The organism is Sphingomonas sp. (genome assembly GCF_017304615.1).
Classification (GTDB): Bacteria; Pseudomonadota; Alphaproteobacteria; order Sphingomonadales; family Sphingomonadaceae; genus Sphingomonas.
The window spans coordinates 337640-354119 of the sequence record NZ_JAFKLZ010000001.1; the positions used below are offsets into that span (position 1 = coordinate 337640).

General features: G+C 65.6%; 15 protein-coding genes. 9 read left to right on the plus strand and 6 right to left on the minus strand.

What is annotated here, in order from left to right:
- Window positions 1–18 precede the first annotated feature (18 nt).
- From J0J06_RS01730 to J0J06_RS01740, 3 genes are read left to right on the plus strand one after another with little or no spacing between them, the layout of a single operon-like run.
- Window positions 19–1209, plus strand: a complete 1191-nt coding sequence (locus J0J06_RS01730) for a glycosyltransferase family 4 protein (protein ID WP_294039637.1) — start codon at window positions 19–21, stop codon at window positions 1207–1209.
- On the plus strand, window positions 1206–2258 hold the full coding sequence (locus tag J0J06_RS01735) for a Gfo/Idh/MocA family oxidoreductase (RefSeq protein WP_294039638.1): 1053 nt from the start codon (window positions 1206–1208) through the stop codon (window positions 2256–2258). Before J0J06_RS01730 ends, J0J06_RS01735 begins: the two co-directional genes overlap by 4 nt.
- Window positions 2255–3244, plus strand: coding sequence for an NAD(P)-dependent oxidoreductase (locus J0J06_RS01740; RefSeq protein ID WP_294039639.1), 990 nt, complete (start codon window positions 2255–2257; stop codon window positions 3242–3244). Before J0J06_RS01735 ends, J0J06_RS01740 begins: the two co-directional genes overlap by 4 nt.
- A 5-nt stretch (window positions 3245–3249) precedes the next feature.
- Here J0J06_RS01740 and J0J06_RS01745 read toward each other — a convergent pair whose 3' ends face one another.
- From J0J06_RS01745 to J0J06_RS01760, 4 genes are all read right to left on the minus strand, one after another.
- Complete coding sequence (locus J0J06_RS01745) at window positions 3250–4251, minus strand: cell wall hydrolase (protein WP_294039640.1); 1002 nt, start codon at window positions 4249–4251, stop codon at window positions 3250–3252.
- A gap of 36 nt (window positions 4252–4287) precedes the next feature.
- Window positions 4288–5433 (minus strand): hypothetical protein, encoded by a 1146-nt coding sequence (locus J0J06_RS01750; RefSeq protein ID WP_294039641.1) that lies wholly within the window; start codon window positions 5431–5433, stop codon window positions 4288–4290.
- On the minus strand, window positions 5399–7030 hold the full coding sequence (locus J0J06_RS01755) for an MBOAT family O-acyltransferase (protein WP_294039642.1): 1632 nt from the start codon (window positions 7028–7030) through the stop codon (window positions 5399–5401). The genes J0J06_RS01750 and J0J06_RS01755 overlap by 35 nt, the downstream gene beginning before the upstream one ends.
- Before the next feature lie 125 nt (window positions 7031–7155).
- Window positions 7156–7434: an XrtV sorting system accessory protein gene (locus J0J06_RS01760; RefSeq protein WP_294039643.1), complete on the minus strand. Its 279-nt coding sequence runs from the start codon at window positions 7432–7434 to the stop codon at window positions 7156–7158.
- Between the two features lie 227 nt (window positions 7435–7661).
- On the opposite strand from J0J06_RS01760, the gene J0J06_RS01765 reads away from it, so the two are divergent.
- The 5 genes from J0J06_RS01765 (at window position 7662) to J0J06_RS01785 (ending at window position 13374) form a co-directional block, all read left to right on the plus strand.
- Window positions 7662–8747, plus strand: a complete 1086-nt coding sequence (locus J0J06_RS01765) for a glycosyltransferase family 4 protein (protein ID WP_294039644.1) — start codon at window positions 7662–7664, stop codon at window positions 8745–8747.
- On the plus strand, window positions 8747–9922 hold the full coding sequence (locus J0J06_RS01770; protein ID WP_294039645.1) for a glycosyltransferase family 2 protein: 1176 nt from the start codon (window positions 8747–8749) through the stop codon (window positions 9920–9922). Before J0J06_RS01765 ends, J0J06_RS01770 begins: the two co-directional genes overlap by 1 nt.
- Before the next feature lie 55 nt (window positions 9923–9977).
- Window positions 9978–11114, plus strand: a complete 1137-nt coding sequence (locus J0J06_RS01775) for a DUF1996 domain-containing protein (protein WP_294039646.1) — start codon at window positions 9978–9980, stop codon at window positions 11112–11114.
- Between the two features lie 80 nt (window positions 11115–11194).
- Window positions 11195–11497 (plus strand): hypothetical protein, encoded by a 303-nt coding sequence (locus J0J06_RS01780; RefSeq protein ID WP_294039647.1) that lies wholly within the window; start codon window positions 11195–11197, stop codon window positions 11495–11497.
- A 158-nt stretch (window positions 11498–11655) separates the two neighbouring features.
- Window positions 11656–13374 (plus strand): SGNH/GDSL hydrolase family protein, encoded by a 1719-nt coding sequence (locus J0J06_RS01785; protein WP_294039648.1) that lies wholly within the window; start codon window positions 11656–11658, stop codon window positions 13372–13374.
- A gap of 4 nt (window positions 13375–13378) precedes the next feature.
- Here the strand turns inward: J0J06_RS01785 and J0J06_RS01790 are convergent, their stop codons facing one another.
- Together J0J06_RS01790 and J0J06_RS01795 are read right to left on the minus strand one after the other, a co-directional pair.
- A complete protein-coding gene (locus tag J0J06_RS01790) occupies window positions 13379–14161 on the minus strand; it encodes a WecB/TagA/CpsF family glycosyltransferase (protein ID WP_294039649.1) in 783 nt (260 codons plus the stop codon).
- Window positions 14158–15657: a tetratricopeptide repeat protein gene (locus tag J0J06_RS01795; RefSeq protein ID WP_294039650.1), complete on the minus strand. Its 1500-nt coding sequence runs from the start codon at window positions 15655–15657 to the stop codon at window positions 14158–14160. Before J0J06_RS01795 ends, J0J06_RS01790 begins: the two co-directional genes overlap by 4 nt.
- Window positions 15658–15684: 27 nt before the next feature.
- Here J0J06_RS01795 and J0J06_RS01800 point away from each other — a divergent pair, with 27 nt between their 5' ends.
- Entirely contained in the window at window positions 15685–16437 is a 753-nt protein-coding gene (locus J0J06_RS01800; RefSeq protein ID WP_294039651.1) for a polysaccharide biosynthesis/export family protein, read from the plus strand.
- Window positions 16438–16480 lie beyond the last annotated feature (43 nt).

Below are 16480 nucleotides of genomic sequence, written 5' to 3' on the forward strand. Positions count from 1 at the left end.
CTGACGGTCGGGTATGTGATGACGCATTACCCTCGCAACGCCCAGACGTTCATCGCTGGCGAGATCGACGGCGTGCGTGCGGCGGGGGTCGAAGTCGCATGCTTCGCGATGAACCGGCCGGACGCGCGAGAGTTGGCGGTCGTGGGCGCGCAGGAAAAAGCGTCGGTGACAACCTATTTGAAGGACAGCCCGCTCGGCGCGATCGGCGACGCGCTGGCGATCACGCTGCGCCATCCGGTGGGAATGAGCCGGATCATTGGCGCTGCGATCAACAGCGGGGGCGGCAGCGTGAGGCGGACGATCCGCCGGCTGGCGCATCTGGCCCAGGCGGCGCGGCTGGCGCGCGTGGCGAAGGCGCAGGGAGTACGGCATCTTCATGCGCATTTCGCGCTCGCCCCGGCCACGATCGCCTGGTTCGCGAGCCGGATGATGTCGCTCGACGGGCAACCGGTCGGGTTCAGTTTCACGATCCACGGTTTTCACGATTTCGTCGATCCGGGGGAGACTCGACTCGACCTTAAGGCGCACGCCGCCGACGCTGTCGTGTGCATCAGCGATTTCACGCGCGGGCAATTGTTCCTCAACAGCGATCCGGCGGTCTGGCCGCGCGCGCGCGTCATCCGGTGCGGCATCGATCTGGCCGCGTGGCAGTTCGCGACTCCCGAGCGTGTTGCAGGGGCGCCGACCATTGTCGCGCTCGGGCGGCTGTCGGCTGAAAAGGGCTTCGGCATCCTGATCGAAGCGCTCGCGCAACTGCAGGAAGCAAAGCTGCGGCTGGTCGGCGACGGTCCCCAACGCGCCGTATTGACCGCGCTGGCGGATCGGCTGGGGGTGTCCGAACGCGTGACCTTCGTCGGCGAACTGCCGCCAGAACAGGTTCGTGCCGAACTGCGCGCCGCGGACATTTTCTGCCTGCCGTCGTTCAGCGAGGGCTTGCCGGTGTCGATCATGGAGGCGATGGCGGCGGGTGTGCCGGTCGTTGCCACCTGGATCGCGGGGATACCCGAACTCGCGCAGGACGGCGTGACCGCGCTGACTGTGCCGCCAGCACGCGTCGATGCGTTGGCGGAGGCGTTGCGCCGGCTCGCCGACGATCCTGCGCTCGGCAGGAAGCTGGCGGATGCAGCGCGTGCGCGGGTCGAGGCGCATCACGATCAGGCGATTAACGGTCGGGCGATGGCCGATCTGCTGCGGAGCCTTGTAGCATGAACGACCGCAAGCTGAACGTCGCCATCGTCGGCTGCGGCGCGATCGCCTACGAGCATTTGCCGTTCGTCGCCGCGACGCCCTTCGCGCGGCTAGCGGCCGTGTGCGACACCTCGCCCGCACTCGCCGCGGCGGCGGGAGAGCGGTTCGGGGCGGGGGTGATCCATACCGATGTCGCCGCGATGCTGGCCGATACGAGCCCCGACATCGTCCACGTCCTGACACCGCCGCACACGCACGATTCCATCGTCCGCCAGTCGCTGGCTGCCGGCGCGCACGTGCTGTGCGAGAAGCCGATGACGGGAACCGAACGTGAGACGGCGGACTTGCTGGCGGCAGCAGACACGGCGGGTCGCAAGCTCGTGGAAAGCCGCAACCTGTTGTGGAACGATCCGATCCTGACGCTCCAGCGGATGATCGCGGATGGCAAGTTCGGCCGCGTCACCGAATGCGATATCCTGTTGTCGCTCGATTTCCTCGCGGGGCCGTTCGGCGACCGCAACCTGTCGGGCATGGTCGATCTGCCGGGCGGGGCGGTGCACGATTTCATGCCGCACTTGGTCTATACGTTCCAGATGCTGGCGGGACTCGGCGACGACTATGAAGTGCGCGGATTCCTGCAGAATCGCAGCGACAATCCGCGCGCGCGGTTCGATCATCTCGACGCGCTGATCGACGATGGCCAAGTGCGCGGGCGGTTGCGCGTCGCGACCGACGCCTATCCGGAGGCGTTCCGTGTCGTCATCCGCGGGACCGAGGGAACGGCCGAGACCGACCTCTATAACCCCTATCTGCGCTATGACGCCGCACCGAACGTCGGCAAGCGCGCGCCGTTCGGGCAGGTAGCCAACGGTCGCAGCCTGAAGAAGGCGGGGTGGACCAATTTGCGCAACAAGATCATGCAGCATGGGACGATGCACGGCCTGCCGCGCATGGTCGAGGCGATCTATCACGCGGTCCTGGACGGGACGGCAATGCCGATCACGCCCGCAGAAATGATCGCAACGGCGCGGCTGTGCGATCGGCTGGTCGCTTTGGGCGATCCACGATGAAGGTTCTGGTGACGGGCGCCGGCGGCTTTCTAGGCCGTGCGGTCGTGGCGGCGGCGGCGCGTGCGGGGCATCACGTTGTCGCGATGGTGCGTCCTGTCTCGGCCGGGCGAGGTGGCTATCCGGACGGCGTGACCGAGGTTGCGGGCGACTTGCGTCAGCGGGGGGCGTGGACCGGGGCAATCGGCGACGTGGATGCGGTGGTGCATTGCGCGGCGGCGTTTGGCGATTTGCCGTCGCAACTGGCGGGGACGGTACTAGCGACCGAGAATCTACTCGGTGCGCTGCCGGTGACGCTGCGCCGGTTCGTGCACGTCAGCAGCTTGTCGGTCTATGACTTCGACGCGCCACGCTTAGGGGGCGTTCTTGACGAGGAAACGCCGCTCGAGACCGCTGCGCTGCGCCGCGACGCCTATACGCAGACCAAGTTGCTGCAAGAGCGGTTGGTGCGCGAACATTCCGCCCGCGTCGGGACGAAACTGGTCGTGGTGCGGCCAGGGGCGATCTATGGCCCGGGCAAGGATTGGGAAGCCGGAACGGGGCTGAAGGTCGGGCGGTTCGATCTGGTCTTTGCGCCGCTGGCGAAGATGCGGCTGATCCATGTCGACAATTGCGCCGATGCGATCGTCGCCGCGCTGACTGCGCCACTCAACGGGCCGCTCACCGTCAATCTGATCGATCCGGAGCAGCCGACGCACTGGCGCTATCATGCGCTGGCCAAGCGCGCGGGCGTGCCGACAGGCGTGGCGATCCCGGTGCCGTATCTCTTCGTGCTCGCTTTGGGCGGGTCCGCGCGGCTGGCGAGCAAATTGTTCTTCCGTGGCCGCGCGCGATTACCTGAACTGCTCGATCCGCCGCGCCAGCGGGTAAGGTGGCGGCCGCTCAGCTATCCCAACGCGCGGGCGCGCGCTGCACTGGGCTGGGCGCCGCGGATCGGGTTGCAGGACGGCGTCGCCACGCTGGTCACGACGCCGAGCATCTCCGGCTGACGCCGCTAACGGCTGTCCTTCAGGGCGCCCTTGGTCTTGTCCACGACCAGTTCGCCGCGTTTCTCATCGGCGCGTAAGACAGGCGGCGGCGCAGCACCGGGAGCGTCGGGCAGCTTCGGCTTGCCGAGCAAGTCGTCCTTCACGAGCGTGCGGTTTGGCGACAGCACGCCCAAGGGGTCAGTCGTCTCACCGCTGCGGCCGACGCCGACCAGTTCAGCGTCAGGATCGGCATTCGGATCGATCTCCGGCAGCAGCGTCGGCAACACCTCGGCGCTGGCGTTGTAGCGTTCGCCAAACCCGGCGGGTCGGCCCAGCCCGCCGCGCATCGTGTAGAAAATGTGCGCCCCGATCGTCGCCACCTTGTCGAGCGATCCGGCCCAGTACGGCACGACATAATTGGCATGGTAATGCGTCGATAGGCCGACCGACCGCTCGACCGCGCCCGACAATGCCGCCAGCGCGATGCGCCGGGCCGATGCCCAGCCGGCGATGCTGGGCTGGCGCGCCAAGCTGCCGTCGCACGTGAAGCTGAACTGGCATCCGGTGCGCTGCTCCGATCCCTGGAACACCACGCCGCAGACCGAGTGAGGGAAGATGGGGCTGCGCATGCGGTTGAGCACCACCTGGGCGACCGCGCGCTTGCCGGTGTCGCTCTCGCTCGCGGCTTCGTAGTAGATCGCCTTGGTTAGGCAATCGAGCGCCGCGTTGGTGCCGCCGGGTGGCTCGATCGCGGCGGGAAGGAAGAAGGGTCGCGCGAAGCTGGTGGGCGTGCTGTCGAGCGGGCGCGCCGCGTTGAGCGCCACGGCGTCGGTCGACGTGATCGCGAGTGGCGTGTTGGTCAGGAGAGTCCTGATCTCATCGGCGGACGGCGGGACCGGCAGCGTGGCCGCGGGCGTATTCCGGTGCGGGAAGCCGAACCGCTGTGCGACGTCGCGCTGCACCAGCAGCGAGCCCATGATGACGAGCAGAATCGTCGCGACCAGCCATAGCTCCCGGCGGGTCGGCATCGCATGTCGGTGGATCACGGTCGCCATGTCACCCGCTCAGCGCGCCAGATTGTCGGCGATGACGCGATCGAGCGCCTGCGCAAGCCGCCGATCATTCTCGTCGGTGAAATGCGTATCCGGTAAATAGTTGGCGGGATTGTTAGGGTCCACGACCGTATCCGAGCTCAAATAGGGAATCCTGTCGCGCTGGATCGTCATGCGCAGCGCCCGGAACAGTTGATTCCCATAGCCGTAATTATTGACGATATAAATGACTGGAAGCTGACCGTTGCGGCGCGCCGTCGCGGCGAATTCGGCGATGATCGCGTTGGCGACCTTCACCGCCTCGCTGTCGGGGTTGAAGCTCTTCGCGGTCAGTACGTCGCTCGCGGTTTCGCGGTCGCGCTTGTTGATCCAGGCGCGCCGGGCAAGGCGCACCAACGTCGAATGGTCGAGCGGCGTCGCGCGGAACATCAACGGATCGTAGAACGGGTCGTAGCGCTGGAACTTCGCCACAGCCGCAGCCCATTTCTGCGGATCGTTCAGCGTCGCGGTATAGTCGGCGAACGATTCATAGGGCGGCGTGACGACCTGCAGCTTGCCCGCGCCATCGATGAAATAGCGATCCTGCGTGTAGGCGAGCGGGAAGCTGACGTTCCATGTCATCGGCGTCATCGAGGTGATTTCGGGAAGTGTCGAGGACATGATCGCGAGGACCACGACCTTGCTGGCGCGGTTGCCCGTGTCGCGCCGGAACGCGCCGAACGACCAGTTAGTCGTCGCCCCCGGCCCGGCGACGGTGCGCACGGCGTAGTTGGGGAATTCGCTATGCAGTGCATCGGCCAGGCGGACGGCGTGCGACATGCCATAGACGGTGATCGGGACCGCGCCGGGTTGGGCAGGGCGTTCGACCGCCTTGAGCGGACTGTACCAACCGGCCAGCGTGATCGGCGCGGTCTGGTTCGGGTCGGCGCGCGTCATGCGGCGGACGCGGGCCTCCATCGACCGGCCGTAATCGAAGAACAGTTGCAGCTTGCCCGGATTGACGTTCTTCACATCAGCCGGGAACGCGAACGCGAGGCTGGCGCCGACGTCGAGCACGATCAGCCACAATAAGGCCCAGAGCAACGTCGCCCAGCGGCGGCGGCGCTCGCGCGGCGCGTCGGCCTCAGAACTGGAAGTAGATGAACTGTGCGGGTGCATTGCTAGAGCCCATGACCAACAGGAACGCCATCGCCGCCATGGCGAAGCCGACCGTCCAGGCCGGATAACGCTGATAGAAACGGCCGTCGCCGCCGGCCCGATACTGCCCGATTTCCCAAGTCGCCAGCACGACGATGCCGAGCAGGGTCGACAGCGGCGGCAGCGCGGCGGACAGGCGGAGACCACCCGCACCGGTCAGCAGCGTGCGGGTGAACGTCGCGATCTGATCGAACGAATGCGCGCGGAACAGCAGCCAGCCGTAGAGCGTGACGATGCCGAAGCCGAGCGTCTTGAGCACCGCCTCGATCCGCCCGTCGGGGCTTGCCGGGCGGCCCTTGCCACCGGTCAGCACGCGATGCGCGCTGAGCGCGGTGCCGTGATAGGCGCCCCACAGGATGTAGTTCCACGCGGCGCCATGCCACAGCCCACCGAGGAGCATCGTCAGCATCAGGTTGCGGCAGGTGAACGCCATGCTGCCGCGATTGCCGCCCAGCGGCTTGTAGAGATAATCGCCGAGCCAGGTCGACAGGCTGATGTGCCAGCGATTCCAGAAATCGCGCGGGCTGCGCGCGAAATAGGGCAGGCGGAAATTGACCATGATGTCGACGCCGAACAGCTTCGCGGTACCGCGCGCGATGTCCGAATAGCCCGAGAAATCAGTGTAGATCTGGACCGCGAACAGGATGGTGCCGACCACGACCTCCAGCCAGCTGACCGGGCCGGAGCTGTTGAAGATCTGGTCGACCGTCATCGCCGCGCCGTCCGCGATCGCGATCTTCTTGAACAGGCCGAGCAGGATCAGGAACAGGCCGCGCGTTGTTTCGGTAAAGCTCAGCGTGCGCGGCTGGATGATTTGCGGCAGCAGGTGGCGCGCGCGTTCGATCGGGCCGGCGACGAGCTGGGGAAAGAACGCCACGAACAGCCCGAAGTCGAGGAAGCGTTCAACGGGTTTCAGCTCGCGTTTGTAGATGTCGATCGCGTAGCTCATCGACTGGAACGTGTAGAACGATATACCGACTGGCAGGACGATGTCGAAATGGCGCGGCTGGGCGGCGATGCCGATGTCGTTGAGTGCGGTGACCGCACTGTCGACGAAGAAGTTGAAATATTTGAACGTCCCCAGGATCGCCAAATTGACGCACATGCTGAGGATCATCGAATATTTGCGGCGTTTGTCCTCGGGCAGGCGCGACAGCCACGCGAACGCTCCGGCGGCGAGGGCGAGGCCGAGCGGCAGGTAGAGCAGCACCGAGGGCATCGCGGTGCTGATGATGGGCCCGGTCGCGTGCATGCCGACGGCGGTCCGCACCAATGTGCCAAAATTGCACCCGACGAGCAGGAACGCACCGACGGTGAGGAACGTCAGCGGCAACCACACCTGCTGCCGCGTCATCTTGGCGCGTTCGAGGATCAGCCCAGTCCAGAAATCCAGACAGGTCGACACGATCATCAGGAACAGGAAGCGCCAGTCCCACCAGCCGTAGAACAGGTAGCTCGCAGCGAGCAGCATGTAATTCTGTGCGCGGAACGGCAACACGCGATACAATGCGTATACGACCGGCAGGAACACGGCGAAGGTCAACGAATTGAACAGCATCGCCCTTGCCTTATTGCCCCTGAAAAGCCCTACCTACGCGTCTGGTTCACGCGCCATGACTGCGGCTATCCGGGTCGAACTAAGCTGTCCAGATTGTTAACCCTGATACGGGGTTAACGGGCGTGTCAGTGGCCGTCGCCGTCGATCTTGTTGGGGCCGATCGGTGGGAATTTGAGCACTTTGAAGACGTAGACTCCGACCAGAACGAGCACCAGGCCCGCGCCGATCTGGCCGACCGGTTCCAGATAATGGTTGCCCAGATAGTTCGAGACCGCGCAGCCGAGCGCTGGGAACAGATATTCCATCAGGTGGTCACGCGTGCGTTCTTCGACGGACCGCTGCAGCATCAGCACGACGAGCCCGCCGAAGCAGATGATCGTCACCCAATCCCAGACAGTTTCCATCGCCGTGCAAGCTCCCCGTTCGGGCTGGCGATCGCGTTCCCGGCGACCCATGGCCCATGCCTTTGCAGCTAAAGCACCATGGCCCTATGTCAATGCAAAGGCGATGTAACGATTCGACACAGCGCTTATTGCGGCGCGCATTGTCGTATTGCCTGAAACAACGATTGGATGGCATTGGGCACGCGTATATCGCGGCGCGAGCGGCGGTTTGGGGATATTGTTCGCGCATGCGCATCCTATTCGCCCTGCCGGGTTTCCATGCCCAGGATCGTGGCGCCGAAGTGGCGTTGCTGTCGGTCGCGCGTGAGCTGGCGCGCGGCGGGGACGAAGTGACGGTGATGGGTGGCGGGCCGGAGCGACCGGGTGAAACCTATCGATTCGTCCATGTGCCGATCATCGACCGGCGGAAGTTCGAGAAGTGGCTGCAATTCCCGCCGTTCCGGTCGGACGTGATGTGGGAGGATGCGACCTTCGCCGCGAGCCTGCTGACCAGATACAGCCCCCGCGACTATGACGTCGCGATCACCTGCAACTTCCCGTTCTCGCATCTGGCGTTGCGGCGGCCGACCACGGGGCAGGAACCGCTGCAGATCTTCGTGACGCAGAACGGGGATTGGGCGGCGCGGAGCGACAAGGCCGAGTTCCGGCTGTTCCGCTGCGACGGGCTGGTGTGCACCAACCCCGACTATCAGGAAGCCAACAAGGATCGCTGGCCGACCGCGTTGATCCCCAACGGCATCGACATTGCGCGCTATGACGGGGTGGCGCCGGATCGCGCCGGGCTGGGCCTGCCGGAGGGCGTGCCGATCGTGCTGATGGTCAGCGCGATGATCGATACCAAGCGCGTCGCGGACGGCATTCGGGCGGTCGCGAAACTGCCCAACGCGCATCTGGTGGTGGCAGGCGACGGGCCGTTGAGGGCCGACGTCGATGCGCTGGCGGCGCAGATGCTGCCGGGGCGGTTCAAACGGTTGACCCTGACCGCGCCGGACATGCCGCGGCTCTATGCTTCGGCGGACGCGTTTCTCCACATGTCGCTGCTCGAATCGTTCGGGAACGTGTTCGTCGAGGCGATGGCGAGCGGGTTGCCGATCGTCGGGCATGACACGCCGCGGTTGCGCTGGATCGTTGGGGATCGCGATACCTTGTGTGACACCGAAAACCTCGATGCGGTCGCGGATGCGCTCAAACGGGCGCTGGCGACGGGACGTGGCGCGCAGGACCCGCGGTCCGACGAATTCGCCTGGCCCAAGATCGCGGAGAAATATCGCGCGTTCCTGACGGAGTTGCTCGATCGCCGGAAGGCGGGTTGATGCTGCTGACGATCCTCGCCTGGCTGCTGGCGCTGGCGGCGGCGGTGCCGCTGGCGATCTTCGTGCTGGAGGTCGCGGTCGGGCTGCCCAATGCGCGGCGTCGGGCAGCGGCGGGGTCGGGTGGCCGTGTGGTTGTCCTGATCCCCTCGCACAACGAGACGCTGGGGGTCGCACCCACGATCGAGGCGCTGAAGGCGATGGCGCCAGCGGGCACTCATATTCTCGTCGTCGCCGACAATTGTTCGGACGACACCGCCGCAGTGGCGCGGGCGGCAGGCGCGGAGGTAATCGAGCGTAACGACGCGACCGCGCGCGGCAAGGGCTACGCGCTGGCGTTCGGGCGCGATCACATCGCGAACGGCGAGGCGCCCGACGTGGTCGTGGTGATGGACGCCGATTGCCGGCTCGCGCCCGGCAGCGTCGAGGCGCTGACCGCAGCGGCGATGCGGGGCCAGCCGGCTCAGGCGATCAATCTGATCGCGCCCGATCTCACGGCGATGCCGATGACGCAAATCGGCAGCTTCGCGATGGTGGTGAAGAACCTCTATCGCTCGCGCGGGATGACGCGGATGGGCGGGTCGGCGCTGCTGACCGGGACCGGGATGGCGTTTCCGTGGAAACTGTTCGCGGCGGCGGATTTGGGATCGGCGTCGCTGGTCGAGGACTTGGGACTCGGGATCGAACTCGTGAAGGCGGGGCATGCGACGTTGCTGGTCGAGGAGGCGGGAGTGTCGAGCGCGCCGCCACCGCCCGATGCCGCGCTCGCACAGCGGACGCGGTGGGAACACGGCTTCATGCATACCGCGCGCAACACAGCGATGCCCTTGCTGGGGTCGGGGTTACGTCGCGGCGCGCTGAAGGAAGTACTTCTCGCGTGCCATCTGCTCGTGCCGCCGTTGGCGTTGTTGTTGATGGTGGCGACTTTGGTGCTGGCGATCACGCTCGGCCTTTGGGCGGTCGGCGGGAGCATCATTCCTGCTGCGATGCTCGCAACGATCTATGCCACGGCGCTCCTTCTTGTCTTTATCGCCTGGCTTCATGGCGGACGGCGCTGGTTGAGCGGAACGGCGTTGCTGACCGCGCCATTATACATCCTGTGGAAACTGCCGATCTATCTGGGCTTCGTGCGCCGTCGTGAGACCGAGTGGCGCCGCACCGAGCGCACGGACGGATAGGGTGTCCCGCAGGCCGCGACGCTGGCGCCGGGTGGTGGCGTTGGGAGGCGCGGCGATGCTCGCGCTGCCTTCTGTGTCGGCAGGTGGGCAAAGCGTCTCGGCCTTCACTCCCGACCCGATCGTCGCGCCCTCGCCGGAGGGCCTTCCCGACATCCCGACGAATTTCGACCGCGCGACCGAAATCGAGCGCGATCCCAGCCCGGTGGCGCGCGACAATAATGTCGAGGGCGCGTTCCGCTTCATCTGCCAGCCGGGCCAGCTTAACTGGGACGACCCGATCGTCTATCCCGGCCAGCCCAATGCCAGCCCGCATTTGCACCAATGGTTCGGCAATGCTCTCGGCAGTGCCCTATCGACCTACGAGTCGCTTCGGCGTGCGGGCGAGAGCAGTTGCATGGGGCCGCTCAACCGATCGGCCTATTGGATGCCGGCGATGCTCGACGGCCGGGGGCATGTGATCCGGCCCGACTGGATCTCGATCTATTACAAGCGCGTGCCGAACAGCGCGCCGATCTGCGGGAAGAACGGCGCGAACTGCCGCCAATTGCCGCGGGGGTTAAGATATATTTTTGGGTTCGACACCAAACGGATGACCGACCGCCAGCCCGAGAACTTGTTGTTCCACTGGAAGTGCGTGACGCCGCAGAACAGCTATATCGGCGGGCAGGAGACGCGGTTCGACAAGCTCGACTGTCCGGCGGGCAACAGCCTGATGGTGACGCTGTCGTCGCCCAATTGCTGGGACGGCAAGCGGCTCGACAGCCCCGATCATCGCCGCCACATGGCCTATCAATTCTATGACGGCACGCGCCCGGACGCGGTGTGTCCCCGGTCGCATCCGATCATCGTGCCGCAATTCACGATCGGCGCGGTCTATGCGGTCGGTGCGGGGGAGCGAATTCAGGACTGGTTCCTGGCGAGCGACCGCATGGTGGGGATGCCGCAAATGCCACCCGGCAGCACCTTTCACGCTGACTGGTATGGCGCGTGGGACGAGCCGACGCTCAAGACCTGGACGGCGAACTGCATCGACAAGGTGCTGAGTTGTTCGGCGGGCGAGCTTGGCGACGGGACGATCATGCGGCGGCGGGCGGGGTATACTCTGGTTGCCGATCCACGGCTCGTGCCCGCGCCGCCGCGCCCGGAGGGGCCGATGGACGCTATGCCCGGCATGACCGGCATGAAGAAATAGGTCCGCGAAAGTTTGTCTTAAGGACTTGGCCGTTATCGTCGCGGTCCGGCGGCACGGGGGCCGTCACGGAGACCTAGCGGATGGCCGCACAACGCAAGCTCGTCGATCAGAACCTGACTGCGTCGCCCGAAGGCATCGCGCTGGTCGAACGCGCGCCGATGGAAGACTATCGGTCGCCGCGTGCGCTCGATGGCACGCTCCCGACCTCGCCGGCGATTGTGTTACAGGAAGAGCTGGCCGCGCGCATATCGGGCGGCGAAGCAGTGCTGGAGAGTGGCGACGTCAAAAAGTGGCCGATGCCGCTGCGTATCGCGACTATCGTGGGACTCAGCCTGGCGTTGTGGGCCGGCGTGGTTTTGGGCGCGGTCGTAATTATAACCTGATTGGTTATATTTCTCTTTCCTACAGAATATCGACTCCTGTAGCGCCCAGTCCTTAGGGCGCCGTGCGGTTTCGCTTGGCAGGCCCTCTCGGAAAGGGCCTCCATGACGAACATTTTCCCGAATACTTCCTTGGTCGTAACTTTGCGGATCGCTCGCTGATGGCGGGCCTCGGTCTTTCGCTACCCGACGTCGCGAGCCGCCGGTCGGGCACAAGCGCGCCGCCGGTCGCGTCCGTCGCGATCACCAATATGGTGATCGAGGGTGACAGCCAGAGCAGCACCTCGCCCGACCAGTCGACCAATCGTGACGCCTTTTACAGCTACGCCTATGCCGATGATCCCGCCAATACCGGCGTGACCTTCCACATCCGCGCGCAAGTTAGCCGGACGGTGGGTGGGCCGGCATATAGCGGTCCGCCGCCAGAGGGCGCGGACACGGGCACGCCGACCGGCAACACGTTGCTCGATCATCGCGGCGAGGACGTTGGCTATGCCCCGCAACTGCTGACGGCGATGCTCGGCAGCAACGATCTCGGCACCTTCTCGGTCGGCAATATGATGGCGAAGTGGCTCGCTTATGCGCCCACGGTGCGCGCGGCGGGGATCAAGCTCGCCGTCGTCGCGCCGCCGCCTTATCACCCCGCAAACGGCAGCTATGCGACGTTCAATCCGCGCTGGGTCGATTATATCGATCGGCTGCGCGATCCGGCGATCCGCGCAGCCTTTGCCGACTATTACATTCCGCTCGGCGAGCATCCCGACTTCCGCGACCCCGCGACGGTCGATGCGATGTTCAATGCGAGCGACAAGCTGCACATGACACCGGGCGCGAGCGTCATCACGTCCGGGCAATATCGTGCGTACCAAGTCTACAAGGCGGCGGTCGACACGATCCGCGATGCCGACCGCACCTATGCCACGTCGATCTACGGTGCGGCCTGGCCGGTGAACGAGACCAACCTGGCGCCGGGCGCGACGATCGTGCGGCGCGTCATCGTCAGGGGCATCGCTCATGCCGGGCTGACCTCCGGCGCGAGCGTCAGCGGCCCGGCGGGGACGACGATCGCGCTGAATGGCGGCGCGCCGGGATTGCTCGTCGGTACCAGCAGCGGCAACGGCCGCGCGCTCTACAATGGCGACGTGCTCGACATCGCGATCCCGCTCAGCGCGCTCAACAGCACCGCGGTCAGTATTGCCCTGACGATCGGCGGCGAGACGCGGACGATCAGTTATACGACGACCGCCAACGTGACGCCGGCGAGCTACGCGCATCAGGATGTCGTGGGGCAGACGGCGACCGATTCGGTCCACACTTATGCCGGGTGCGCGTTCGACAATGTCGGTATCGGCCTGATCGCGGTGCGCGGGCCGACGCCCAGCGGTATCAGCGTAGGGGGCGTCTCGGCTACGCGCCAACGCGTGCAGACGACGCCGTTCGGCGGCAACCTGTCGCTGTGGACCGTACCGATCGGCGCAACGGGCGCGCAGAGCATCGTCGTCACGTTCGCTTCCCTCACCGGCCAGTCGGTCGTTTCGTGGGGTGTTGTCAAAGGCGCGGATGCAACGATCCAGCAGACGAGTCCGGCCGCCGACGGCGCGGGTCCGGGCAGCGAATCGTCACCGCAATCGACCGCCAGCCTGACCGTGCCCGCCAACGGAATCGCGATCGGCTTCCTGGGCGAATATGGTGGGGCCTCGGTCACGCCGGCGACGGCGGGCAGCGGCACGACGCTGATCGATGAAGGCCAGAACACCTATCTGGGCGAGACGCTGGGCATCGCGGTGGCGACGCGGACGACGAGCGGCGCGATCAACTTCGTCGCGGCGTTCGGTGACTATGCGCGCGCGGCGCTGGTGTTCAAGGCGGCGGGGACATGACCAGTCAGCGCGGCCGGCGCGCGCCGCGCCATCGCCACCAGATCGCGAAGATCGGCGGGCCTTCGACCAGATAGCGGCGCCACAACCTGCGCGGCTCGCTGAGCAAGCGGAATGCCCATTCGAGTCCCAAACGCTGCATCACGCGCGGCGCGCGGCGTTTCGCACCGGTCAGAAATTCGATCGACGCGCCGATGCACAACGCGACGCCGCGCGCCCTGCCGCTTTGCTGGATCCGGTGCGCGACGATCTCGCTCTGTGGTGCGCCGATCGCGAACAGCGTCAGGTTGGGCTGCTCGGCCTCGACGAAATCGACGATCGCCTGTTGGGCGGACGCATTGTCGCGCACGCCCATCGGCGGCTCGAAATGGCGGATGGTTGCGTCGGGGAGCTGTGCTTGCAGCCACGTCGCGTCCCGGGCGCTGCCGCCGATCAGCGCGACGATCGTGCCTGTCGGCATGCCGCCTTCGATCAGGACGCGCGTCAGGTCGCTGCCCGGCACGACCGGCAGCGCCAGGCCAGACAGGCCAGCGAGTTTCGCGAGGATGCGGCTGTCGTTGATGCACAGGTCGGCCTCGCGCTCGGCCGCGGCGAACGCAGCGTGCCAGGGCGCGTCGCCATTGTTGTGCAGCCGGACCATGTGATCGACGTTGGGGGTGACGACATAGCGGAATCGCGGCGCCGCCAGTGCATCACGCACCCAAGCCGCGACCTGGTCGATATCCAGCGCCGCAAAGTGCAAGCCGAGGAACCCCACGTCATCGCGCGGCGTCGCGCCGCTGTCGATCACCGCCAGCTACTGCCAAGCAAGGGGTTCGGGCGGCGCACGCCGGGGGGCAGATCGATCACGAACGTCTTGCGCGCCGCCGCTTCTCCAGCCTTGGCTTCGTTGAGACAGATCTGGTCCGACAGCCTTGTGCAGATCTTGCCCAGCAACACCCAGCCGCTGATCTTCGCCGGTGCCCGCTGAGTCAGCCGCCGCGCGACATCCGCCGCTTCGCTGACGTTGCCGTTATTGACCAGCCACGCGGCGTAATGAGCCACCGGCTTGCTATCGAGCGGCCGGGCGCGCGTGCCGTCCAGGAAAGCGCGGCGAACGCCCGCCGTATCGCCCTTGGACGCATAAGCGCGCGCGAGCAGATCGAAACCGTCGCGATCGGGGCACTGGCTGGCAATCTGTTGCGCGGCGACGACGGCGTTCGCCGCCTGGCCGCGACGGATCGAATCCTCCACGCGCACCGCCAGCGCGTCGCAATTGTTCTTGTCGCCCGCCAGCACGCGTTCGGCGGCGGAGACGTCCGATCCGCCGCTCTGGACATACGCGATCCGCGCCCGCAGGCCATCGGCTTCGCCGCCGGGCGTCGACCCGATCAGGTCGCCTGCGGTCCGGCCGTCGTTCGCCAGCAGATAATAGCGCGCCGCCATCAGACGCGCGGGCACCGCGCCGTTGGTCGCGAGCGTGGCGACCTGATCCGGGCTCAGCGGAGCCGGATCATACTCCGTCCAAATGTCGTTGAGCCGATCCATCGCGTCGCGATTGCCGCCGCTCTTGGTCAGCAGCGCCCAGACCCGCTCCCGGGCATCGTCGTTCCGGCCGAGCTTGTAGTCGACATTGGCCTCGTCGATCGTCAAGTCGACATTGTCTGGAACGATATTACTGAGCGCCTTGAACTGCTGCAGCATGACGTCTGAATCGCCCTGATCGCGCGCGTTTTCCAGCAACGCCGTGACCACCATCTGGGTCGGGCCGTTCCGCTTCAGCGCTTCGGTCAGCAGGGTCAGCGCTTCCGGCCGCTTGTTGTTGAGGAACATGGCGCGCGCCTTCAGCACCATTCCCGCTTCGTTGTTCGCGTCGACCCTCAGCATGTGATCGCCGACCGCCTCCGCGCCGTCAAAATCCTTGCGGCCGATCAATTGCACGCCCTTGACCAGCAAGGCGGGGAGATTGTCCGGGTCCGCCACCAGGATGCGGTCGGTCGCGGCCGACGATTCCTTGTCGCGGCCCATCGACGCGCCGATCTGCGACACGGCCTGCAACGCTTCGGGGTTGTTGGGATCGATCGACAGCGCCAGACTGTAGGCCTCGAACGCGCCCTGATAGTCCTTGCGCGCGTAGTTGATCCGTCCGTTCAGGATCTGGAATTCCATCTGGTCGCCGCGCAGCGTGATAGCGTGCGCGATCGCCATTTGGGCGCCCATCACGTCGCCGGCGTCGAGCAGCGCCTGTGCACGTGCGGCCTCCGCATAAGCCTGTTTAGTGCGGTCGCCGCAGCCACTTATTAACACTGTGGCGGATAATGCCACAATGACACAGTGGCTCCGCAAACGGGTTTTCAGGCGGGTTTTGGACTGGAAGGCGAACATTCGCGCTGCTATAGCGCCGCCATTATCCCAGTCGAGCAGAATGGAGTTCAAGTATTGCGTTTTTGCGAGACAGGGGTGGGGCGGCAAGTCGCGGCCATGGTTAAGATAATCGGGTGCGCCGCAGCGTTGATGGCAATCCCGTTTTCGGCGCCGGCCTTCGCGCAAGCTGCTGCAGACCCCGCAGCTTCGGGTCAATCCAGCTATACGATCAATATCGGCGATGAACTGGAGATCTACGTCTGGGGCGAAGAGCGGCTTCAGCGCGTTCTTCACGTATTGCCCGATGGTACGATTGCCTTTCCGCTGGTCGGTCAGCTCAAGATTCAGGGGCTGTTGCCCCAGGCCGTCGAGAAGCTGGTGAGCGAGCGCCTCAAAAGCCAATATAAGGGCGACGTGCCGAACGTCACGGTAACGGTGCGGTCGGCCGCCGGCCTGTCCTTCTCGGTTGTCGGCAAAGTTCGTTCGCCGGGCTCGTTTGCGCCCGGTCGTTTCATTAACGTCCTCGATGCGGTGAGCTTGGCCGGGGGGCCGGCGGAATTCGCCAACCTCGACGGCGTGACGATCATCCGCCACAAGGGCGATCAGCTGATTACCTTCAAGGTCAAGCTGGGGTCGCTGTTCAAGGGTAGCACCGGCGGCGGGGTCCTCGACAAGAACAACATTGTCCCGCTCGTCGCGGGCGACATCGTCGTCGTTCCGTAAATCCAACGGCGGCGGCAAGGGGGTTTGGGAACATGCGTAGTCG